Below are 23080 nucleotides of genomic sequence, written 5' to 3'. Positions count from 1 at the left end.
TTCATAAATATGAACAGCGAAGAAAAAATATCAAGACAGCCCTTCCCGAATTCGACAAAAGTGTATATCGATGGTGAAATCCACCCGATTAAAGTGGCCATGCGCGAAATTCATTTATCTGACACTAAACTTTCAAGAGGCGGTGTCGAGCACAATCCTCCAGTAACTGTTTACGATACTTCTGGTCCATACACCGATCCAAATATCGAAATCGATGTTAGAAAAGGATTGCCTCGTATCCGTGAGCAATGGATTTTAGACCGCAATGATGTTGAAGAATTAGCCGAAATATCATCTAATTATGGCAAAGAACGCTTGACTGACGAAAAGCTAAATCATTTGCGTTTTGAATATTTACACAAACCAATGCGCGCTAAAAAAGGAGCGAATGTTTCTCAATTGCATTATGCGAAAAAAGGAATTATTACTCCCGAAATGGAATACATTGCCATTCGTGAAAATCAACGCATTGAGCAATTAGAAAATCAAACCAAAGCCATGCAATGCCAACACGCAGGACATAGTTTTGGAGCCAATACACCAAAAAGCAAAATTACAGCCGAATTTGTTCGCAGCGAAATCGCAGCTGGACGTGCTATTATCCCAAACAACATCAATCACCCTGAAAGCGAACCGATGATTGTGGGACGTAATTTTTTGGTAAAAATCAATGCCAATATCGGAAACAGTGCAGTTACTTCATCTATCGAAGAAGAAGTAGAAAAAGCAGTTTGGGCTTGCCGTTGGGGAGCCGATACCATCATGGATTTATCAACTGGAAAAAATATCCATGAAACCAGAGAATGGATCATCCGTAACTCTCCTGTGCCAATTGGAACTGTACCAATTTACCAAGCATTAGAAAAAGTAAATGGTGTTGCAGAAGATTTAACCTGGGAAGTTTTCCGTGATACCTTAATCGAACAAGCTGAACAAGGAGTTTCTTATTTCACTATTCACGCAGGAGTACTTTTAAGATACATTCATTTAACAGCTAATCGTGTTACGGGAATTGTTTCCCGTGGTGGTTCGATTATGGCAAAATGGTGTTTGTTTCACCACAAAGAAAACTTCTTGTACACGCATTTTGAAGAAATTTGCGAAATCATGAAGCAATACGATGTGGCTTTCTCTCTTGGAGATGGTTTACGTCCAGGTTCTATTGCTGATGCCAACGATGCAGCACAATTTGCTGAATTAGAAACCTTAGGCGAACTGACAAAAATCGCCTGGAAACATGATGTTCAGGTTTTCATTGAAGGTCCAGGTCACGTACCAATGCACATGATTAAAGAGAATATGGACAAACAATTAGAACACTGTTCTGAAGCACCATTTTACACTCTTGGACCATTAACTACTGACATTGCTCCGGGTTATGACCACATTACGTCAGCTATTGGAGCAGCAATGATTGGTTGGTATGGATGTGCGATGTTGTGTTATGTTACACCAAAAGAGCACCTTGGTTTACCTAACAAAAAAGACGTTAAAGACGGAGTAATCACTTATAAAATCTCAGCTCACGCTGCCGATTTAGCCAAAGGACATCCAGGAGCACAATACCGCGACAATGCGTTGAGTAAAGCGCGTTTTGAATTCCGTTGGGAAGATCAATTCAACTTATCATTAGATCCGGATACAGCAAGAGAATTCCATGATGAAACTCTACCAGCTGATGGAGCCAAAGTAGCGCATTTCTGCTCGATGTGTGGACCAAAATTCTGCTCAATGAAAATCTCACAGGAAATTCGTGACGTTGCCGAAGCCGAAAAAGGAATGCAAGAGAAATCAGAAGAGTTTGTGGAACAAGGAAAAGAAATTTATATCTAAAAAGTGGGAAGTGGGAAGTGGGAAGTAAACACTTCTGGTAATTTCCAACTCCCCACTTCTAACTTCTAACTTAAAAATGATAGTCATTTCCAATCCAACTGCAATAGCAAACGAAATCAACACCATTCATGCACTTTTTGATCGTGGATTGGAATTGTTTCACGTTAGAAAACCAGAGTTTTCAGCAGAAGAAATCAAAACTTTTGTAACTGCAATTGGCTTGAAATATAGAAATAAACTGATTTTACATAGTCATCATCATTTGGCAGAAGATTTAGGAATGAATCGACTTCACTTTTCTGAAAAAATGAGGAAACAAATCGATTCCGAAACTTTGTATCATTACAATGAAAAAAGGATTCATTTATCGACCTCTATTCATACTACAGAAGCGTTTAACGATTTAAGAATCTTTTTTCAATATGCGTTTCTAAGTCCTGTTTTTGCTAGTATATCAAAATCGAATTACCAATCGGATATTGATTTATTGAAAGCAATAGAAAACCGAACCAATTTCAACACAAAACTTGTGGCTTTAGGAGGAATCGAAGCTCAGAATATAAAAAAAACACTAGATGCTGGTTTTGATGATGTAGCCCTTTTAGGTACTATTTGGAACACCAACCAGCCCATAAAAAATTTCGAATTATGTCAACAAATCGTCCTTTTGTACTAAGCATTGCTGGTTTTGATCCTTCGGCTGGCGCTGGAGTTTTGGCAGATATTAAAACTTTCGAACAACATCAGGTGTATGGTTTTGCCATTAATACGGCAAACACAATTCAGACTGAAAATGAGTTTGTGAGCATTCAATGGACAGCGCTCGATTTTGTGTTGCAATCTATCGAAACGCTATTCAAAGCCTATGAAATCAAAGTGGTTAAAATTGGCATTGTTCCTTCGTTAGACTATTTGAAATCAATTGTTTTTTTGATGAAAAAGCTTTCGCCAAAAACTCAAATTGTTTGGGACACCGTTTTAAAATCCACCACTGAATTTGATTTTTTGAGAATTGAAAATCAAAAGGATTTAGTTGCTGTTTTAAATGAGTTAGAACTGATAACTCCCAACTATTATGAAATTTTAAAATTAGATTCTAAAGAAAAATCAGTTGAAAATATTACTGAAAAACTATCCAAAAACTGTGCTGTTTTATTAAAAGGAGGACATCATCCCACGGAAATTGGTACCGATTATTTGCATACATCAAATCAATTTTTCAGACTGGAGTCTAAGAATGGGAAAACACATCAAAAACACGGTTCGGGCTGTGTTTTATCGGCAGCAATTACCGCTAATTTGGCATTAGACCAAGAGCTTTTAACAGCCTGTAAAAATGCTAAAAGTTATACTGAAAACTTTTTATTGTCAAACCCAACTCAATTAGGAAATCATTATGTTTAATCGTTTACAATACATATCACAAGGAAATACAGTTGAAGAACAATTGTATAACATTCACCAAGCTTTGGATCACGGTTGCGATTGGATTCAAATGCGTTTCAAAAATGCTACTTCCGAAGACACTTTTACTTTGGCGGAAGCCGTAAAAATCTTGTGTCAGGAATACCTCGCCACTTTTATCATCAACGACAACGTAGCATTAGCAAATGAAATTGATGCTGATGGCGTTCATTTAGGATTAAACGATATGGGAATAGCTAAGGCCCGAGAGATTTTAGGAAATTCAAAAATCATCGGCGGAACAGCCAACACCTTCGAAAACATTCAAAATCATGTACAAAATGGTTGTGATTATATTGGTTTAGGTCCTTTTCGTTTTACAAAAACCAAAGAAAAATTAAGTCCGATTTTAGGTTTAGAAGGTTACCAAAACATTTTGAATCTATTAAAAGAACACCAAATAAAAACACCAATTTACGCCATTGGAGGCATTTTGACTGAAGATGTAGAGTCAATTATCAAAACAGGAATTCATGGTATTGCCGTTTCTGGATTGATTACAGAAAGTAATAATAAAACAAAATTAATAACCGCACTTAACGAAAAATTATATGGAAACGTCATTGTTTAAAATTGGCGACAAAGAACTGCAATCGCGTTTGTTTTTAGGAACAGGGAAATTCGGTTCGAATAGCCAAATGGAAGAAGCTATTTTGGCTTCTGGAAGCGAATTAGTTACAGTTGCCTTAAAACGTGTCGATTTAGAAACCGATACCGATGCTATTTTATCGCATTTAAAACATCCTGGAATCCATTTATTACCCAATACTTCAGGAGCCAGAAATGCCAAAGAAGCCGTTTTTGCAGCACAACTGGCAAGAGAAGCACTGGAAACAAATTGGCTAAAACTAGAAATTCATCCCGATCCAAGATATCTTTTACCAGACCCGATTGAAACCTTAAAAGCTACCGAAGAATTAGCAAAATTAGGATTTATCGTTTTGCCTTACATTCATGCCGATCCTGTTTTATGCAAACGCTTGGAAGATGTAGGAACAGCAGCAGTAATGCCTTTGGGTTCGCCTATTGGAAGTAACAAAGGCTTAAAAACAATTGATTTTTTAGAAATTATTATCGAACAGTCTAAAGTTCCTGTAATTATTGATGCTGGAATTGGAGCACCTTCGGATGCAGCAAAAGCAATGGAACTAGGTGCTGATGCCGTTTTAGTCAACACCGCAATTGCAGTAGCTGGAAATCCGAAGTTGATGGCAGAAGCATTCAAAGAAGCCGTAATTGCTGGAAGAAAAGCATTTGAAGCCAAACTAGGACAACAATACTCGCATGCAGTAGCATCGAGTCCTTTGACGGCGTTTTTATATGAATAATCATTTAACCACAAAGAGTTTTTTTACCGCAAAGTTCGCAAGGTTTTTTCGCAAAGTTCACAAAGCTTTGCGAACTTTTTAGTCAGAAATAAAAACCTCAGCTTAACAAACTTTGCGTAAATCTTAGTTCCCTTTGCGGTGAAAAAAATTATAGGTAAAAACTCTTTGTAGTGAAAAACTAAATCCAATGACAACATTTAAATCAGTTTTTGAACAATACGACTGGGAAACCATTAAAACTAAAATATTCAGTACTTCTACTTCAGATGTAGAACGTTCTTTAGGGAAAAGCAAAAGAAATCTCGATGATTTTCTGGTATTGATTTCTCCTGCTGCTCAACCGTATTTGGAACAAATGGCGCAGCTAAGTCATGAATTGACCAAAAAAAGATTTGGGAAAACCATCCAAATGTATGCTCCACTGTATCTTAGTAACGAATGCCAAAACATTTGCACCTATTGTGGTTTTAGCTTAGACAATAAAATCAAACGAAAAACACTTAGCGATTCAGAAATAAAACTCGAAGTTGAAGCCTTGAAAAAAGCAGGATTTGATCATGTTTTGTTGGTAACCGGAGAAGCTAATTATACTGTAAACATCAATTATTTTCTAAATGCTATTGAACAAATCAAAAAGGATTTTTCAATTATCTCCGTAGAAGTACAACCACTTTCTCAAGAAGAATACGAACGTTTGCATGAAGCTGGAGTATATTCTGTTTTAGTGTATCAGGAAACCTATCACAAAGAAGTTTACAAACAATATCATACTAAAGGCAAAAAATCCAACTTTGATTTCCGTTTGGAAACACCAGACCGAATTGGGAAAGCAGGAATTCACAAAATAGGTTTGGGCGTTTTATTGGGATTGGAAGATTGGCGTACCGATAGTTTTTTCAATGCTTTACATTTAGATTATTTGCAAAAAACCTATTGGCAAACCAAATACTCCGTTTCATTTCCAAGATTACGTCCTGCCGAAGGAATTATTGAGCCCAATTTTATCATGGACGACAAAGACTTAACCCAGCTCATTTGTGCCTATCGCTTGTGGAATGAAGATTTGGAAATTTCGATTTCGACTAGGGAAAACGAAAAATTCCGAAACAATATTATCCCGATTGGAACTACTAGTATGAGTGCTGGTTCTAAAACTAATCCAGGAGGCTATGTCGTAGATCCACAATCATTGGAACAATTTGAAATTAGCGACGAACGCACTTCTTTTGAAATTGCAAATATTATTTCAAAAACCGGATACGAACCCGTTTGGAAAGATTGGAATAGAACTTTTGATTCTAGATTTTAGATTAACGATTTTAGATTGCAGATATAATGAGCATAATACAAGATTTCTTAAGATACAATCGCCAAGTTATTTTACCTGAAATTGGCGATGAAGGACAGGGAAAATTAAAAAAAGCAAAAGTTTTAGTAATTGGTGCTGGCGGTTTAGGCTGCCCTATTTTACAATACATTGCTACCGCTGGAGTAGGAACAATTGGTATTGTTGATTTTGACAAAATAGAAATTCATAATCTACATCGCCAGATTTTATATACCGAAGACCAAATAGGATTACCAAAAGCGACAACAGCAAAAGCGACCGTTGAAAAACTAAATCCATTAATTACAGTTCAGGCTTTTGAAGAAAAACTAACCACAGAAAATACTTCCAAAATAATAGCTGATTTTGATATTATTGTAGATGGTTCTGATAATTTTAGTACCCGTTATTTAGTCAATGATACCTGCGTGACTCTTGGAAAATCGTTGGTTTATGGCAGTATTTTAGGTTTCGAAGGACAAATTGCTGTTTTCAATCATCAGGGAAGTAAAAATTTACGTGATTTATTTCCTGAACCGCCTAATCCTAAAGATGTGCCTAATTGTAGTTTTAATGGCGTGTTAGGGACTTTACCTGGAATGATTGGAACCATGATGGCACACGAAACTTTGAAATTAATTATTGGTTTACCCAGTTTAAAAAATGAATTGATATTATTTAAAACTTTGGATTGGAGTTTTGTGAAGTTAAATTTTTAGCAATAACATTAAAAAAGAACACGGACTTAAGAAATTCAAAAAATCTTAAAAGATTCTTTGTGTGATTCTTTGTGATTTCCTTAGCGAATCTTTGCGAAAAAACTTTTCATACTTTGCGGTTAAATACTATTTTCAAGTATCGACATAAACTCTTCGCGCTCAATTTCGCGACAACCTAGACTTTCTAAATGAGAATTATAAACCTGACAATCGAGCAGTTTGTAATTCTCTTTTTTTAATTGGTTAACTAAGGAAATAAAAGCCACTTTAGAAGCATTCGAAACTAAAGAAAACATACTTTCGCCACAAAAAACATGTACTAAATCGACACCATACAAACCGCCTACGAGTTCGTTGTCTTGCCAAACCTCAACAGATTTAGCGATTCCTAATTCATTCAGCTTACAATAAGCCTCGATCATATCATTGGTAATCCAGGTTTCGTTTTGACCCTCGCGTTTTACTTTTTGGCAGTTTGAAATGACTTCTCTGAAATTTTGATTGAAAGTGACTTTAAAAATATTTCTATTTAAAATGTTTCGCATGCTTTTAGAAACGACCAATTCGTCCAGAAACAAAACCATCCTTGGATTAGGCGACCACCATGTAATAGGTTCCCCATCTTCAAACCAAGGAAAAATGCCGCTTTTATAAGCCAATTGCAATCGCTCAGGAGACAAATCACCTCCTAGCCCAATTATTCCAGAAGAATGAGCTAAATGAACTGGTGGAAAAAACAAATCTTCAGACAAATAATACATAACTTTTATAGTAAAAAGACATACGTTTACATTTGACAAAAGTAATTTACTTTATTTGGTTACTTTAGCAAAAGTTTCAATTTTTATTTACATGAGAAAAATATTGTTTGTAATAATGCTCTTTTTTTTGATTCCAAAAACAAATGGACAACTGCTTGATTCGGTTGCAAATCAAAAAAAGCTTACTTATAAATCACTTATTATCCCTACTGCTTTGATTGGTTCTGGGGTCTTGTTGTTCCATACCCAACTCAATAAAGACATTCAAAAAGATTCACAATCTTTTTTTGGTTCGAACTTTAGTACTCGTGCAGATGATATCACTCTTTTTATTCCTGCTTTACAAATCTATGCCGGAAAATATTTAGGTTTTCAGCCTAAAAATACGTTTAAACATCAAACTATCGATTTGGCCACTGCAAATACTATTAGTTATATTGTAGTTACAGCGATAAAACATTCTGTAAAAGCGCATCGTCCTGATGGTTCCGATCGATTGAGTTTTCCTTCAGGACATACCGCTCTTGCTTTTACTAATGCGGCACTTTTATATCAGGAATACAAAGACTCAAATTTTTGGTACGCCAGTAGTGGTTTTATATTTGCAACGGCTACAGGAATCTTACGGGTGGCTAACAATAAGCATTATACTTCTGATGTTTTAACAGGAGCTGGAATTGGACTCGCTTCTGGAATTTTAGTTTCTTATTACAATCCGTTTCAAAAACTTTGCTTTGGTAAAAAGAATAAAACTTCTACATTTATTTATCCTCAAATAGGAAACCAAATAGGAATTGGCGCCATCATTAAACCTTCATTTTAAGCACAAAAAAAGCCTCGAAATGATCAAGGCTTGTTTTATTTTATGTTTTTGAATTAAAACGGCAAATCGTCTGGCTCGTCTTCGTTCAAGTTTGTAGCTGGTGCAAAAGCTGGAGCAGCTGGCATTGGTGCAGAAGGAGCTTCCGTAGCTAATTTTTCGATTCTCCAACCTTGGATACTATTAAAATATCTTGTTTCTCCTTGTGGATTTACCCATTCTCTACCTCTTAAATTGATAGAAACTTTTACCGCTTCGCCAATACTGTAATTGTTCAATAAATCACATTTGTCTTGTGTAAACTCAACCAATATATGTTGAGGATATTGCTCCTCAGTAGTTACAACTAATTCTCTTTTTCTAAATGATGCACTAACTTGTTGCTCTGGATTAACGACTTTAATTTTTCCTGTAACTTCCATCTTCGTTATTTTAATTGTTATTTGATTATTATTTTCCCCAATAGTATTTCTTTAATAGAAACACATCATTTTCATTCAAGCCTTTTAACTTTAGAAAGCAAAACTCTTTTACAGAAAAATATTGAATATACAAATATAGTAACTTCTTCTATCTGACAACAACGTTTGTTTTACAATTTCATTTTTAATTTTTAATTCCTGTCAAACAAGGAAGTTCGAAGACTGGTAGAAATACTTTTGCAGCACGAATTAACTCTAAATCTTAAAAAAAACTAAAATAATACTACTACTATTTCGTTATATTTATAGCTCAAAATATCATTTATGCAATTTTCTGACAAAAGAAATACAGGACGATGGATTCTTATTTTTGCTTCATTCCTTATCATTTCCTTAATTCTTTGGAACACTTATACTTTTTTTCAGATTTTTAAAAATGAAGAACGTCTGAAAATGAATCTTTTGGCAAAAGCCCAAAAAACGCTTATCAATGCCGATGAAAATACCGATGTGGAACTTCCGCTTCAAATTTTTAAGGACAATACTTCTATTCCAGTTATTCTTACCGAAAATGACAGCATTATTAATACTATTAATATTGACGAAAACATTGTAAACGATAAAGAAAAAGCTAAAAACTTTTTATCCAATTTAGAAAGGGAAAATGAACCGATTATCATTGAATATGCTCCAAAAAAATTCCAAAAATGGTATTATGGTAATTCGGCTTTATTGAATAAACTGAAATATTATCCTATAGCTTTACTGTTGATTATTTTCTTGTTCTCGGCATTGATTTATTATTTCTATCGCAGTACAAAAATTGCTACTCAAAACAAACTTTGGGCAGGAATGGCTAAGGAAACGGCACACCAAATAGGTACACCGCTTTCTTCATTAATTGGTTGGGTCGAAATTTTAAAAACCGAAAATATTGACGAATCTACCACTTCAGAAATTGAAAAAGACATTGACCGATTGCAAACCATTACGGATCGTTTTTCAAAAATAGGTTCGGAACCCGTTTTAGAAAAAAGCAATATTATTGAAGAAACGCTACAAACTTACAACTACCTTCAATCGCGATTTTCTAAACAAATTGAATTTTCTTTCGAAAGTCCAACACCCGTAATTTATACCATGCTGAATCCTACCTTGCATAGTTGGACTATAGAAAACCTGATTAAAAATGCCATTGACGCCATGAAAGGCAAAGGAAAAATTATTGTCAAGATAGAAGAAGATGCTCTTTTTGTAAAAATAAACGTTAGCGATACAGGCAGCGGAATTCCTAAAAATCAATTTAAAACCATTTTTGAGCCAGGATTTACAACTAAAAAAAGAGGCTGGGGATTGGGACTTTCTTTAACCAATAGAATTGTAAAAGAATACCATAAAGGGAACATCAAAGTTCTACATTCTGAAATTGGGAAAGGAACCACGATGCAAATTAGTTTTAAAAAACTAGTTTAATTTAATGGTATTCCTAACCAGAATATTTTTGAGAACATTGTTTTTCTAATCAATTTAGATTTACTCAAATAGTCTTTTACAAATGCAGCATGCTCATCTGCCTGAACCAAAGCCTGTGCAATGGTCTTTTTTACCGAAGTTAAATTAGATGCATTTTCTGCTCCAACAGTTCCAATCTTAAAAATATCGTTTTGGCATTTTGCTAATTTCTCTCTTGGAGTTTGAATCATTTTACTAATCGCTTCATCCGAAAAAACAGGTTTGAATTTTTTATTTCGATACATTATAAAATCATTCAACTGCATCAATGCTTCATTGAGTTCAGCTACAATGGTATTCAATTTTTCAATATTTGCATTTTGCATTACATTATTCCACTGATTCTTTTTAACACTATGATATTCTGCAATCATGGTATTTTTCAAACCATTTTTTTCTACTCGTGCAGCCGATTCAAACAACTGATCGTTTTCGGATATTTTATAGTAAAGAGCGATTTCTTTCTCATAATCAAAATACTTTTTAGTTTTATCTACTTGGGTTTTTCCAGCGTAAAACTCTGCATTGGTAACAGGATAATTCGAAAATTGCCATAAATAATCAAATGGCATGTGCGAAGCAATTATTTTAGAAGGTTCGACTTTAAAATAAGCATTATTTAATTTCTTTATAAACTTGCCATTGATTACACCACCAGCTCCCCATGTAGGATCAAACACAAACCATTTATTGTCAATTTGAGCCGCACACCAGGCATGAGATAGATCATCAACCTTTCCATGCTGTTTGGTATAGCCTTCAATTATTCGACATTTAATTCCAATTTTATTTGAAATATCGTTGAAAACCTCAGCATAATGAATACAAACTCCTTTCTTGGATTTTAATGTATTATCTATTTTTTGCTGTGCTGATTCGAATTGATTTGGCGCAAGCATATTGGGCACATCATAACTGATATTAGTAGCTGTCCAATAGAAAACTGCTCTGATTTTTTCAGTATCTGTTTTAAAATTATCCGTTATAAATTTTGCAATTCCTGTTGTAGAAGTAGTCAAATCCACTGGAATTTTGGAAATCTTATTATCAATATCAGTATAAATTGTTTTAGTTTGAGCAACACTTAAAACAGATAAAAACAAAAATATAAAAGGAACAATTTTTCTCATATTAGTTGAGTTTTTTATATAAAAAAACACGAAAAAATTTCGTGCTTTTATTTTATGCCATTTAACAGATTATAGATTAGCTCGAATTTCCTGAGCTAAATTTTCAAATTCTTCTTTACTTAAAGCTACTTTTTTCTGAAAACGAATGTCATCCATTGTATTTAATGGAATCAAATGAACGTGAGCATGAGGAACTTCAATACCTATAACTGATACTGCAATTCGGTTGCAGGGAATGGTTTTTTCTAAAGCAATTGCTACCTTTCTTGAAAAGTGCATTAATCCCAAATAATGGGCTTCGTCCATATCAAAAATCTTATCGATTTCAAATTTTGGAATGCACAAAGTATGCCCTTTTGCATTGGGATTAATATCTAAAAAAGCAAAATAATTATCATCTTCAGCAATTTTATAACATGGGATTTCTCCGTTTACTATTTTGGTGAATATTGAACTCATAGTTTAATTTTTAAAAATCTATATCGTGAGATTGCTTCGTTCCTCGCAATGACTTAGTCTCTTGAAATTTCTAAAATTTCAAATTTCAAAACACCATTAGGCACATTAATTTCGGCAACTTCACCTATTGATTTCCCTAATAATCCTTTTCCAATAGGAGAAGTAACAGATATTTTTCCTGTTTTCAAATCAGCTTCACTTTCGGCAACTAAGGTGTATTTCATTTCCATACCATTTGCCTGATTCTTAATTTTTACATTAGACAACACCAACACTTTTGACAAATCAAGATTAGTTTCATCAATCAAGCGAGCATTAGCATGAACTTCCTCTAGTTTAGCAATTCTCATTTCTAACATCCCTTGTGCTTCTTTGGCAGCATCATATTCTGCATTTTCAGATAAATCACCTTTATCCCTTGCATCTGCTATATCTTGAGATGCTTTAGGACGCATCACCGTTTTTAAATAATCTAATTCTTCTCTTAATTTTTTAAGTCCTTCCGCTGTGTAATAAGATACTGTACTCATAACTTCATCATTTTATAAAATAGAAAAAATCCCATCGGAACGGGATTTCTTTCCACAAAGATAATATATTTTTTTATAGTCTATAATTATATGTTAACCATATAATATTTCAAATGTAAATAAATTAAATTTGTTTCACTAATTTAAAACCATGAAAAAAATTATCCCACTTTTGCTAATTGCCCTTTTGTTTTTGTCTTGCTCTGACAATGGGTTTAACAATAAAAATCCTTACATTCCTAATTATACTTTTTCGGTAACTTTTGACTTGAATTTTCCAGCTTATTCGAATTTAAAATTTGTGAGTAATGCTATTTATTATGCAGGTCCCGAAGTAGGCCCAAGAGGGATTTACGTATTTAATACCGGAAGCGGCTACAATGCTTTTGACGCTGCTTGTCCTAATCAATCGCTGAGCAGTTGTTCTACTTTAGTACTCGATGGCATCAATGTAATTTGTCCTTGTGATGATGAAGAATACAGTTTATTTACTGGTCAGGGAAAACTACAATATCCTTTAAAACAATATCGGGTAGAAGTAAACGGAAATATCCTTCGAGTATACAATTAAAGCAAAAAAGCCTGAAAAAATTAAATTTTCAGGCTTTTTAAATATAAAAAACTACAAATTAAAACTTCAATGTTAGTCCAGCTAAAAAGTTGATTCCAGCTTGCGGATAGTAGTATGGATAAATATCCCACATGTATCCATTTGAAACATATTTTTTATCTAGAAAATTATTCACTAAACCAGTTATTGTTATTGATTTGAAAATTGATTTTGGTTTTATTTCGAAAGAAACATTCAAATCGTTTACAAAATAATCAGCTAATTTCGCTTCTGGCAATTCGATGTTGTTCATGAATTGCTGGCCAACAAATTTCTGCAATAACGAAATGTGTAAATTTTGAATCGGACTGTAAACAATAATATTTCCTACAATAATTTCTGGAGAATAAGCAATTTTAGTAGTTCCGTAATTTTGACCTTCAACAGCCAAATCAACATTTTTGTTACTACTTAAAGTAAAATTAGGACGAAGAATAATTTTTTCTGAAACTGCAATTGTTGCATCAACTTCAAAACCTAAACGGTAACTTTTATCAGTATTTGAACGAATTGGCGCTCCTACATCATCTAATCTTCCCGTTAAAATCAACTGATCTCTATAACCCATATAATAGAAATTAGAATTCAATTGGAATGTCTCTGAATTGAATCTCCATCCTAATTCAAAATCATTTAGCTTTTCAGGTTTTACGTTTCCGCCTTCGTAATCGGTTCTGTTTGGTTCACGATTGGCTCTGGCGTATGAAAAGTAAAGATTGTTTTTTTGATTTATTTCGAAATTTAAACCGGCCTTTGGATTAAAGAAATTGAAAGTATCATCAACTAGTCCTGTATCGGCACCATTGGCTTTGTAAGTTACATTTCGATATTGCAAATCGCCATAAAAACTTAATTGTTCTGAGATTTGATAATTGGCTTTGGCAAAAATATTTCCATCAGTTTTTGACGAAAAATCATCGTAATAATGATCTCCTAATTCTGTTGGACCAGAATTTCTTGCCCAAATCACTTTGCCAAAATGATCTCCTTCGTACTTATTCCAGCCTCCGCCAACGATAACATCTAATTTCTCCTCTTTATATTTTACAGAAAAAGTAGTTCCATAAAAATCATTGTCTAACCACTTTTGACGAATTAAATCAGTTCCAGGAACTAAGTCACCATTATCATTTTCAACCATTTTAGTTGACTGAATTGATCCATAGCCCTCAACTGGTTCATCATTTTTATAATTTTCAAAATAACCTTTCCCTTTTGTATAATGAAAAGCTAAATTAGTACTCCATTTATCCGAAAACGATTCGTTCCAATGCAATTGGTAATGATCTTGATTGTAATTATCAGTTTCATTATCATAATAACGATCAACTCCATTTGTATCAGTAAACATTCCTGCAGAATTAAATCTACGGTTTTCATTTAGAGTTTCACCATCAATTCCGTTCCATGATTGATAAGTTTTTTGTGTTCCTCCAAAAACTAAAGCTTTAATTAAAGTGGTTTTACCAATATAAGTTCCCTGAAGAAAGTACGATTTTAAATCAGAACTAGCACGATCCACAAAACCATCCGATTTTATTGTAGACAAACGCCCAGCCAATTCAAAATGATCATTTAATAAACCTGTACTGAATTTTACTGAATTTTTATTGGAATTAAAACTTCCGTAAGAACTTGAAATTTCTCCAGTTGGTTTTGATGCGTAATTGTCAGTCAACATATTCAAACTGGCTCCAAAAGCTCCAGAACCGTTTGTAGAAGTTCCAACACCGCGTTGCAATTGCAAACTTTCTACTGAAGAAGCAAAATCGGGCATATTTACCCAAAAAGTTCCCTGACTTTCGGAATCATTGTATGGAATTCCGTTGATGGTTACGTTTACTCTGGTAGCATCGCTTCCACGAACTCTAATTCCGGTATACCCTATTCCTCCTCCTGCATCAGAAGTGGTAACAACCGACGGTAGATAATTCATTAAAATTGGAATATCCTGCCCCAGATTTCTGAATTTAATTTCTTTTTTATCCATATTACTAAACGTAACCGGAGTTTTAGAAGTCACACGAATAGCCGAAACCAATACCTCATCGAGTCGGTTGACTTCTACAGTGTCTTTGACTTGGGAAAAAGAAAATTGAGAATAGAAAATAGAGGCTAGAAGAAAGAAAATAGATTTAGCTCCGACAATATTTTGGACCTTAGAACCTTTGTAGCTTTGTGCCTTAGCACCTAAAAAAAAAGTTTTCATTCGTAATTATTTTACGAATAAAAGGGGGAATTATTCTTTTTGTTATTTAATAAATAGATTTGTTCAACTAATAAACCAATAGTATTTACTATTAATTTATTGTATTTTCCCTTAGCAACATTACTTGCTCAGGTTCGTTGGGTATGATCTCAGCTTCATTCTGAACTTGTTTCAGAATCTGAAATAAATTCAGATTTAAGCACCCCTTTGAGACAGTGCAAATGTAGTGTTAAAAAACAAATTCCAAAAATTAAATTCCAAATTCCAAAAAAACTAACTTGATATAGTTTTCTATTGGATTTTGGAATTTAATCTAAATTAGGTTTCCTGCGAGATTGTTTAATTTCGGAGATATTCTTTTTGTCTTTGATTCGTTTTTTAATCACCGACTTAGGAATTTTAGTTGCTTTTCTAATTTTAGGCACAAAAAGTCCTTTTTTAATCAGTTCCAGAAATCGTTTGGTAACTATTTCTTTGTTTTTTAGTTGGCTTCTGTCTTCATCACAATTTAAAATCAAAACTAAATCGGCAGTTAACCTTGAAGAAAGATTGGTTTCTAACAACAACTTTTCTTCTTCTGATAATACCTGAGAATTTTTCAAGTCAAAAGTCAGCACCACTTTAGACGAAACCTTATTCACGTTTTGCCCTCCAGCACCACTACTTCTAACGGCTTTATACTGTAATTCGGATATGAGTTTTGGAATTTCCATTTTCTATTTCGACTGATGTGCTTCTTTTAGCAAATCATTTACTGTTTTTACGGGGTTAAAAGTAATCAAAGGTACTTCAACAAAAACAGTCAGCCAATTTGCCATTGCTCCATTCCACAAACCAGGCAATTCATAGCTTTTAATATCTTTTCCTAAATAATTTTTTTCTACTATAAAACCACTATTTTCATCTACAAACTGATGCAAATCAAATTTTTCGTTTTTATAATTTTTAGTAGCACAAACTAAATCAACAGGATTAAAATGAGTAGCATTTGCCATAATTTTTGCCTGTTTTTTATCATTCAAATCTACTTGCGAAGATTCTACAATTTGCAATGAAATTTCTTTTTGTCCATTTTTTACCCAAAAAGGGCCTCCACCAGGTTCTCCTTCATTTTTAACCATTCCGCATATTCTCATTGGACGATTTAAAATAGCTTTCAATACTTTAATTTTATTCTCAAAAGTATACAAATCAAAATCGGCTTTGATTTCCATATTCAGTTTCATTTTCAAGAAATTTTTAATCTCTTCTATTTGATTATTCTCGGCCGTATAAAGATCAATTAAATTCAAACAAGCAAATATTTCTTGTTGTAATTCCAGCAAAATTCCTGCTAACGCTTTTTTATAAAGTGCTATAGTATCATTATTATGAAGAATTACATTATCAATGTTTTTTACAAAAATAATATCAGCATCCAACTGATTCAAATTTTCAATTAAAGCACCGTGTCCTCCAGGTCTAAAAAGTAATTTTCCATCTTGGGTTCTAAAAACCTTATTATTCATACTCACTGCAATGGAATCGGTACTTTTATGCTGATAGGAATAACTTACTTCAATACTAGTATTGGTTTCTTTTTCTACCTTTCCCTTTACATTATTTATAATGTGCTCAAACTGTTTTTGATGCGATTCTGAAACTGTAAAATGCAAATACGACTGATTATTAGTACTCGAATAATAACCACATTCATATAAATGTTCTTCTATGGGTGTAGCAATTGCGGTTGCATATTTATGAAATGGTAAAATTCCTTTTGGCTTAGAAGCAAAATTAAAATACTCTGAACCCAACATGAATTTGATAAAATGGTAATTTTTATAATCACGAGACAAGGAATCAAAATCGGGAAATTCTTCTTTTAATTTTTTATAAATACTATCAAAAAAAGGCAACTTATCCATTCCTACAATAAAAACACGCAGCTTAGTGTCTTTCTTTCTATTGATATAAGCATTTATACTTTCCTCTTCCAGATTATATTCATTCAAGAATGTCAATAAAAATTTAAACATTCTGGTTGCTGCACCTGAAGCTGGAACAAACTTTAATAATTTTAAATCTGATTTATGTTCATCAAAAAAAGTAGCTTTTTCAACAAACTCTTCTTTGCTCAATTTTAAAATTCCATTTCCCACAGTAGCTGCTTCGAGCAATTCCATCTTGGCAATTCCTTTTTTAAAAATAGCCAGTTGTTTTTGGATATTTTCTAATGAAATACCATGCTGATTGATTTGTTCAAAATCTTGTTCTGACAATCCCATACTTTTAATTTTATTTAAATCCTCCATTAAATTAGATTGCTCTAACACCGAAATTTTTATTTCACTCATACAATTATAACTAAATATTCTGGAATTTATTATTCTAAAAGAACTCCTTTCGTAGAGTTTTTCTCTTGGTTATTCAAAATCTTCTTCCACTCTAAGTAACCAAAAATGGCAAGAATTGTAAAAATCAAATATTGTAAAGAAGTAAATGTATATCCTTTGCAAAAATACAAAGGTATCGAAATGAAATCTCCTACAATCCAAAAAATCCAATTTTCAATTTTCCGTTTAGCCATCAACCACATGCCTACAAAAAACAAAGCTGTTAAAAAAGTATCCACATAATTGTACCAATCTTTAAATTTATCAAAATATTGATAAACTAAAAACACAAAAACTAAAGTTAATAAAAAAATTACAACTGCTATTTTATTTTCATTTTTAGTTGCTGTAGAAATAGGAAAGACTACAACATCTCCTTTTTTCCTCGTCCAATGGTACCAACCATAAATACTCATTATAAAATAATAACCATTAATCATAGAATCGCCTAAAAGTTCCCATTTCCAAAGCAAATAAGCATAAATAAAAGTACTGACTAAGCCCGTAGGAAAAACCAAAATATTATCTTTCTTAGCAAACCAAACACTTGCTAATCCAAAAAAAACAGCCACTAATTCCAATATAATCCCCGAAGTGGGATAAGTAGCATATTGGGCAAAAAAGAACTCTATCATTTACTATTTTATTGGAAAATTAAAAAAATTAATGTCGTTTTCAAAAGAGGTTCCTATCACAACTAAATCAGCACCTGATTGATACGCATTTTGAATCCCTTGTAAATCTACAATTCCACCGCCTACAATTAACGGAATAGTAGTGTTTTGAGAAACTAATTCAATCATTTGTAGCGGAACTGCTTTTTGTGCACCACTTCCCGCTTCCAGATAAATCAATTTATTACCCAACATTTCTCCTGCTAAAGCTGTTGCCAATACCAAATCGAAATCATTTCTATCCAAAGGTTTGGTTTTACTCACACGCTCCACAGCAGTTTCACTTCCGCTTTCAATTAAAAGATAAGCCGTAGGAATAATTTCGAGTTGGCTTTGCTTTAAAATAGGCGCAGCTTTCACCTGATGTTCTATTAAATAATCTGGATTTCGTCCTGACAATAAAGATAAAAACAAAATTCCATCGGCGTGATTCGAAATTTGAGAAGGATGTCCTGGAAAAAGCACTATTGGCAAAACACAGTCTTGTTTGATTCTAATAATTAAATCGTCTAAAATGCTAGTTTCTACAAGGCTTCCACCAATAAAAACGTGAGTGGCTGGAGATTGATTGATCTTGCTAATTAAATCCGTTATTAGTTCCCAAACTATTTTATCAGGATCCAAAAGGATGGCCAATAATTTCTGATTAGCTAATTTGGCGGCTTGTATTTGTTGGTAAATTGTTGCTTTTTCCATGAGAACGTAAAAGTAAAAAGTTTTTAGAGTCCAAGAACCATTTCGAAACAATTATATTTGTTAGTACATTGGAATTCATAAAATCCTTTTATTATGATTGCTGTTACACTACTCGAACAATATGGAGGAATGATGAAAAACTTCAAAAAAGGCGATTTAAAAATAATTAACAGAAAAGTGTACTGATAAAAAATAGTATTTCTTATGATTTAAGTCATAAAATGCAGCTTCCTTCTGGTTGTAAATTTGTGTCATTAAAAACACATCATTATGACACTTTACAACAATACATTCGAAAAATTCAATGAAAACTTTATAGGATCTGCTACATTAAGCATTCTAGTGCAAAGCTGTTTTGGCGGAGCCGCTGCCATGAGCGTTTTAGCTAATGGAACTTCATTGATACAAATGGTTCAGCTAGCTTTAATTGTTTTCATTTGCATGATTGCAAACACTTCTATTCTTGCTCAATTACAACACAAATTTATCTTCAATTCTGTATTACTAAGTATTTTTTCAAGTATTCTTTTTATCATTTTGAATAATCTGTAAGATGAAAAAAGATATTGAAAACAGAGCTGACATTTCTATTTTAGTACATCAATTTTATGACAAGATAAGAGCCGATGCCGAAATCGGCTCTTATTTTAATTCTATGATAACGGATTGGGATGCACACCTGGAAAAACTGACTGATTTTTGGGAAATGAATCTCTTTGGCGGAAAGATTTACAAAGGCAATCCTATTGAAGTTCACAATAAAGTAGACGAACATTTTGAGGGTCAAATCAGCTCGAATGAATTTGGGATTTGGCTGAACTATTGGTTTCAGACTTTAGAAGAACATTTTGAAGGCGAAAATGTAGAAATTCTAAAAAGAAGAGCACGCAAAATGGGTAGTCTTCTTTATCTGAATATGTTTAAAAACAGATCAAAAGAAATATCAGGAACACAGATTGAAGAACTTTAAAAATCTCTTTTTATAATTTGTAGATTCTCTTTGGCTTTAAATATGGTACGCAGATAATACAGATATAAGCAGATTTTTTGGAACACAGATTAAAGAAATTCTATAAATTTTAAAAAGTTTTCAAATTTTGTATTTTAATCTTCAATAAAAAAATCTCTTTCAACTGAATCAATTTTGCGTGCATATTCCAAATGACAATATTTAAAATTTTCAACATCATTAAAATACCTAATCACTTCTCCTTTTAATAATTTAGTCTCTTTATTTGAAATTATATTATGATATGACGACCATTTCCACTCTATGAAATCTTTAACCAAATTATGTTTTTGTGCATTGGTATTAATATAACAGATTAATTCTAGTAAATAATTTTCGTCTTCTACCCGAACCCGCTTGAAAGGTGTTTGAAAAAGTGTTCCTATTCTGTTTTGTTCTTTGTTAAACGCCATTGCATAACTTTGAAAAAACTTCTTAAACTGATGGCTTATAATATTATGCGTAGTTTTATGTTGGCTTGATTCTTCAAGATTTGACAATTTTTTGGAAGTTGTTAAATTGTTTTCGTTATCGAGATTTGACAACTTTTCGAAAGTTGTCAAATCTGTCAAATCATTTACTTTTATCATAAAATGAAAATGATTTCCTAATAGACAATAAGCATAAATTTTAATATAACCAGAAAGATATTTATCAAATTGACGAATAAAAAAGTGGTAATTTCTATCCGATGTAAACATAGGTTTTCTATCTACAGTTCTATTATAAATGTGATAAACTCCATTATTTTCAAACCGAGTATAATAATGCTCTATTTTTGCCATTTTTTTTGGGTTTATCTCTATTTATTTAGATTTGACAACTTTTACTTCTAAAGCATAGACTAAAGTAAAATCTTCTACTTCTTTAAAATAGATATTGAATTCTTTGTGTAAACCTCCAAAATGAAGATTGGCTATAGCTTGAATTTGGTTCAAATCAAATTCATTAACTGCAATATGATCTTTAAAACTGATGCCTTTTTCGTTTCTAATTTTAAAAATGGCTTCTTTTGCTCCCCAAATCACCGTTAGTTTTTTAATGTATTCTTCTGTTTTATCTCGAATTAAATATTGAAATTCGGTATCACAGAACTTATCGGCAATGCGGATGATTTTTTGTCTTTGTAATTCGATGTCAATCCCAACAGTTTCATTGCTAATGATTATTGCAGCAAATTGATGGGAATGAGTAATCGAAATATGCTTTCCATCTTGAAGATGTGGTTTTCCAAATTCGTCATAATACAAATCAAAATCAGTATAGCCCGCTTCATTTAAAAGTTTGCGAACACTAAGAAATCCTCGTTGATGCAATTCTGATTTCATGCCATTAATGCGCAATAGGCATTTTGGGTTCAAAATGACTTCTTTGAACAACTGTTCGTAGGATTCAGTAATCTTCCAAATGAAAATTTGTGTGTGAGTATTAAACTGTATTTTCTGGTGTAAAGGCATTCTTTTGAATTATGTGTTATGAGTTATCCGTTTTATCTCTTAACCCAGATATCTACTAGCCCCGGTAGTAGCGGCATCCTTTTACTCCTTTCTTTAAGGAGTAAAAGATAGAGTGGATAACGGGAATAGCTTCAAATATAATAAATTGCTAGTATTCTAATTATTACCACATTAAACAATTCATAAATCTATCAGAATATAGTGGACTTCAAAAAGTTATTACGTAAATTTGCAAAAATTTTACAATTACAAATATACTATAAATGAGTACTACAACTACGCCTTATGTGGCTTTCAAAGTAAAAGACATTTCTCTAGCGGCTTGGGGAAGAAAAGAAATTGAATTGGCTGAAGCTGAAATGCCAGGTTTAATGGCGCTTCGTGCTGAATATAAAGATGAGCAACCGTTGAAAGGTGCTCGTATTGCTGGATGTTTACACATGACAATCCAAACTGCAGTTTTAATCGAAACTTTAATTGCTCTTGGTGCAGAAGTTACTTGGTCTTCTTGTAATATTTTCTCTACTCAGGATCAGGCTGCTGCTGCTATTGCTGCTGCTGGAATTTCAGTTTATGCGTGGAAAGGTTTAAATGAAGAAGAATTTGACTGGTGTATTGAGCAAACTTTATTCTTTGGTGAAGACAGAAAACCATTAAACATGATTCTTGATGATGGTGGAGATTTGACCAACATGGTTATTGATCGTTTTCCTGAATTGGTTCCTGGAATTAAAGGTCTTTCTGAAGAAACTACAACTGGAGTTCACAGACTTTACGAAAGAGTAAAAGCCGGAACTTTACCAATGCCTGCTATCAACATTAATGACTCGGTTACTAAATCTAAATTTGATAACAAATACGGTTGTAAAGAATCGGCTGTTGATGCTGTTCGTCGTGCAACTGACTTGATGTTAGCCGGAAAAAGAGTTATCGTTTGTGGATACGGTGACGTTGGAAAAGGAACTGCGGCTTCTTTCAGAGGTGCTGGATCTATTGTAACAGTTACTGAAATTGACCCAATTTGTGCTTTACAAGCTGCAATGGACGGTTACGAAGTGAAGAAATTAAACACTGTAATTGCTACTGCTGATATCATCATTACCACTACAGGAAATAAAGATATCGTTCTTGGAAGTCATTTCGAGCAAATGAAAGACAAAACTGTAGTTTGCAACATCGGACACTTTGATAACGAAATTGATATGGCCTGGTTGAACAAAAACCACGGTGCTTCTAAAATCGAAATCAAACCACAAGTTGACAAATACACTATCAACGGAAAAGATATTATCATTTTGGCTGAAGGTCGTTTGGTAAACCTAGGTTGTGCTACAGGTCACCCAAGTTTTGTAATGAGTAACTCATTTACAAACCAAACTTTGGCACAAATCGAATTATGGAAAAACAGTGCTGCTTACAACAATGACGTTTATATGTTGCCAAAACATTTAGATGAAAAAGTGGCTGCTTTGCACTTAGCTAAATTAGGAGTTGAATTGGAAACTTTACGTGACGATCAGGCTGCTTATATTGGAGTTCCTGTTGAAGGCCCATTCAAACCAGAATATTACAGATACTAAATGATTGTAAATTGCTGATTAGCGATTTATGACCTCAGATCTAAACCCTTGCAGGAAACTGAACTAAATTCAGTTTGAATGCGAGGGTTTTTTGTTTTGTTAAAAATTACCAAACCAACCACTAAAAAAATAAATATAAATTTCACACTTCTTGATTAAACCTTT

The 23080-nt window shown here is 33.1% G+C and carries 25 protein-coding genes; 13 read left to right on the top strand and 12 right to left on the bottom strand.

The genetic code is table 11. The features are described 5' to 3' along the window. Positions 1–9: 9 nt before the first annotated feature. The 7 genes from thiC to AAGV33_RS04240 all read left to right on the top strand — a co-directional run bounded on the left by thiC (position 10) and on the right by AAGV33_RS04240 (position 6671). The gene (gene thiC, locus AAGV33_RS04270; RefSeq protein WP_373390711.1) at positions 10–1833 is read left to right on the top strand and encodes a phosphomethylpyrimidine synthase ThiC; all 1824 of its coding nucleotides are present in this window, start codon (positions 10–12) and stop codon (positions 1831–1833) included. 76 nt (positions 1834–1909) lie between these two features. Then, positions 1910–2509 (top strand): thiamine phosphate synthase, encoded by a 600-nt coding sequence (locus AAGV33_RS04265; RefSeq protein WP_373390710.1) that lies wholly within the window; start codon positions 1910–1912, stop codon positions 2507–2509. Next, positions 2482–3237 carry a hydroxymethylpyrimidine/phosphomethylpyrimidine kinase gene (locus AAGV33_RS04260; RefSeq protein ID WP_373390709.1) on the top strand — a complete coding sequence of 252 codons (756 nt, stop codon included), beginning with the start codon at positions 2482–2484 and terminating at the stop codon, positions 3235–3237. Before AAGV33_RS04265 ends, AAGV33_RS04260 begins: the two co-directional genes overlap by 28 nt. After that, positions 3230–3868: a thiamine phosphate synthase gene (locus AAGV33_RS04255; protein WP_373390708.1), complete on the top strand. Its 639-nt coding sequence runs from the start codon at positions 3230–3232 to the stop codon at positions 3866–3868. Before AAGV33_RS04260 ends, AAGV33_RS04255 begins: the two co-directional genes overlap by 8 nt. Further along, positions 3849–4625 (top strand): thiazole synthase, encoded by a 777-nt coding sequence (locus tag AAGV33_RS04250; protein ID WP_373390707.1) that lies wholly within the window; start codon positions 3849–3851, stop codon positions 4623–4625. Before AAGV33_RS04255 ends, AAGV33_RS04250 begins: the two co-directional genes overlap by 20 nt. 187 nt (positions 4626–4812) lie before the next feature. Further along, a complete protein-coding gene (gene thiH / locus AAGV33_RS04245) occupies positions 4813–5934 on the top strand; it encodes a 2-iminoacetate synthase ThiH (protein WP_373390706.1) in 1122 nt (373 codons plus the stop codon). Positions 5935–5960: 26 nt separating this feature from the next. Next, on the top strand, positions 5961–6671 hold the full coding sequence (locus AAGV33_RS04240) for a HesA/MoeB/ThiF family protein (protein WP_373390705.1): 711 nt from the start codon (positions 5961–5963) through the stop codon (positions 6669–6671). 119 nt (positions 6672–6790) lie between these two features. Here the strand turns inward: AAGV33_RS04240 and aat are convergent, their stop codons facing one another. After that, positions 6791–7432, bottom strand: coding sequence for a leucyl/phenylalanyl-tRNA--protein transferase (gene aat / locus AAGV33_RS04235; protein WP_373390863.1), 642 nt, complete (start codon positions 7430–7432; stop codon positions 6791–6793). Between the two features lie 91 nt (positions 7433–7523). On the opposite strand from aat, the gene AAGV33_RS04230 reads away from it, so the two are divergent. Further along, positions 7524–8255: a phosphatase PAP2 family protein gene (locus tag AAGV33_RS04230; RefSeq protein WP_373390704.1), complete on the top strand. Its 732-nt coding sequence runs from the start codon at positions 7524–7526 to the stop codon at positions 8253–8255. 53 nt (positions 8256–8308) lie between these two features. Here the strand turns inward: AAGV33_RS04230 and AAGV33_RS04225 are convergent, their stop codons facing one another. After that, a complete protein-coding gene (locus AAGV33_RS04225; protein ID WP_373390703.1) occupies positions 8309–8674 on the bottom strand; it encodes a DUF3127 domain-containing protein in 366 nt (121 codons plus the stop codon). A 324-nt stretch (positions 8675–8998) separates the two neighbouring features. Between AAGV33_RS04225 and AAGV33_RS04220 the strand changes: the two genes are divergently transcribed. Continuing rightward, entirely contained in the window at positions 8999–10147 is a 1149-nt protein-coding gene (locus AAGV33_RS04220) for an ATP-binding protein (RefSeq protein WP_373390702.1), read from the top strand. Here AAGV33_RS04220 and AAGV33_RS04215 read toward each other — a convergent pair. From AAGV33_RS04215 to greA, 3 genes are all read right to left on the bottom strand, one after another. After that, complete coding sequence (locus tag AAGV33_RS04215) at positions 10144–11316, bottom strand: transglutaminase domain-containing protein (RefSeq protein ID WP_373390701.1); 1173 nt, start codon at positions 11314–11316, stop codon at positions 10144–10146. The genes AAGV33_RS04220 and AAGV33_RS04215 overlap by 4 nt on opposite strands. A 69-nt stretch (positions 11317–11385) precedes the next feature. Next, complete coding sequence (locus AAGV33_RS04210) at positions 11386–11775, bottom strand: HIT family protein (protein WP_373390700.1); 390 nt, start codon at positions 11773–11775, stop codon at positions 11386–11388. Between the two features lie 53 nt (positions 11776–11828). Then, entirely contained in the window at positions 11829–12305 is a 477-nt protein-coding gene (greA, locus tag AAGV33_RS04205) for a transcription elongation factor GreA (RefSeq protein ID WP_373390699.1), read from the bottom strand. Positions 12306–12456: 151 nt separating this feature from the next. Here greA and AAGV33_RS04200 point away from each other — a divergent pair, with 151 nt between their 5' ends. Next, complete coding sequence (locus AAGV33_RS04200; protein WP_373390698.1) at positions 12457–12876, top strand: Rieske (2Fe-2S) protein; 420 nt, start codon at positions 12457–12459, stop codon at positions 12874–12876. Positions 12877–12934: 58 nt separating this feature from the next. On the opposite strand, the gene AAGV33_RS04195 is transcribed toward AAGV33_RS04200, so the two are convergent. The 5 genes from AAGV33_RS04195 to AAGV33_RS04175 form a co-directional block, all read right to left on the bottom strand. After that, positions 12935–15124 carry a TonB-dependent receptor gene (locus tag AAGV33_RS04195; RefSeq protein ID WP_373390697.1) on the bottom strand — a complete coding sequence of 730 codons (2190 nt, stop codon included), beginning with the start codon at positions 15122–15124 and terminating at the stop codon, positions 12935–12937. Between the two features lie 308 nt (positions 15125–15432). Beyond that, positions 15433–15837 (bottom strand): alternative ribosome rescue aminoacyl-tRNA hydrolase ArfB, encoded by a 405-nt coding sequence (arfB, locus tag AAGV33_RS04190; protein WP_373390696.1) that lies wholly within the window; start codon positions 15835–15837, stop codon positions 15433–15435. A 3-nt stretch (positions 15838–15840) separates the two neighbouring features. Further along, on the bottom strand, positions 15841–17460 hold the full coding sequence (locus tag AAGV33_RS04185) for a DUF4301 family protein (protein ID WP_373390695.1): 1620 nt from the start codon (positions 17458–17460) through the stop codon (positions 15841–15843). Between the two features lie 29 nt (positions 17461–17489). After that, positions 17490–18134: a nicotinamide riboside transporter PnuC gene (gene pnuC, locus AAGV33_RS04180; RefSeq protein ID WP_373390694.1), complete on the bottom strand. Its 645-nt coding sequence runs from the start codon at positions 18132–18134 to the stop codon at positions 17490–17492. Between the two features lie 3 nt (positions 18135–18137). Next, entirely contained in the window at positions 18138–18869 is a 732-nt protein-coding gene (locus AAGV33_RS04175; protein ID WP_373390693.1) for a phosphoglycerol geranylgeranyltransferase, read from the bottom strand. Positions 18870–19139: 270 nt separating this feature from the next. Between AAGV33_RS04175 and AAGV33_RS04170 the strand changes: the two genes are divergently transcribed. Beyond that, the gene (locus AAGV33_RS04170; protein WP_373390692.1) at positions 19140–19421 is read left to right on the top strand and encodes a hypothetical protein; all 282 of its coding nucleotides are present in this window, start codon (positions 19140–19142) and stop codon (positions 19419–19421) included. A 1-nt stretch (position 19422) separates the two neighbouring features. Further along, positions 19423–19839: a group III truncated hemoglobin gene (locus AAGV33_RS04165; RefSeq protein WP_373390691.1), complete on the top strand. Its 417-nt coding sequence runs from the start codon at positions 19423–19425 to the stop codon at positions 19837–19839. Positions 19840–19973: 134 nt separating this feature from the next. On the opposite strand, the gene AAGV33_RS04160 is transcribed toward AAGV33_RS04165, so the two are convergent. Both AAGV33_RS04160 and AAGV33_RS04155 read right to left on the bottom strand, forming a co-directional pair. Continuing rightward, positions 19974–20663: a transposase gene (locus AAGV33_RS04160; RefSeq protein WP_373390690.1), complete on the bottom strand. Its 690-nt coding sequence runs from the start codon at positions 20661–20663 to the stop codon at positions 19974–19976. Between the two features lie 21 nt (positions 20664–20684). After that, positions 20685–21335: a 4'-phosphopantetheinyl transferase family protein gene (locus AAGV33_RS04155; RefSeq protein WP_373390689.1), complete on the bottom strand. Its 651-nt coding sequence runs from the start codon at positions 21333–21335 to the stop codon at positions 20685–20687. 263 nt (positions 21336–21598) lie between these two features. Between AAGV33_RS04155 and ahcY the strand changes: the two genes are divergently transcribed. After that, on the top strand, positions 21599–22915 hold the full coding sequence (gene ahcY / locus AAGV33_RS04150; protein WP_373390688.1) for an adenosylhomocysteinase: 1317 nt from the start codon (positions 21599–21601) through the stop codon (positions 22913–22915). The last annotated feature ends 165 nt before the right edge of the window (positions 22916–23080 follow it).

This window comes from Flavobacterium magnesitis (assembly GCF_041729735.1).
GTDB classification, from domain to species: domain Bacteria; phylum Bacteroidota; class Bacteroidia; order Flavobacteriales; family Flavobacteriaceae; genus Flavobacterium; species Flavobacterium magnesitis.
This window is presented reverse-complemented; position numbering and strand designations above follow the sequence as displayed.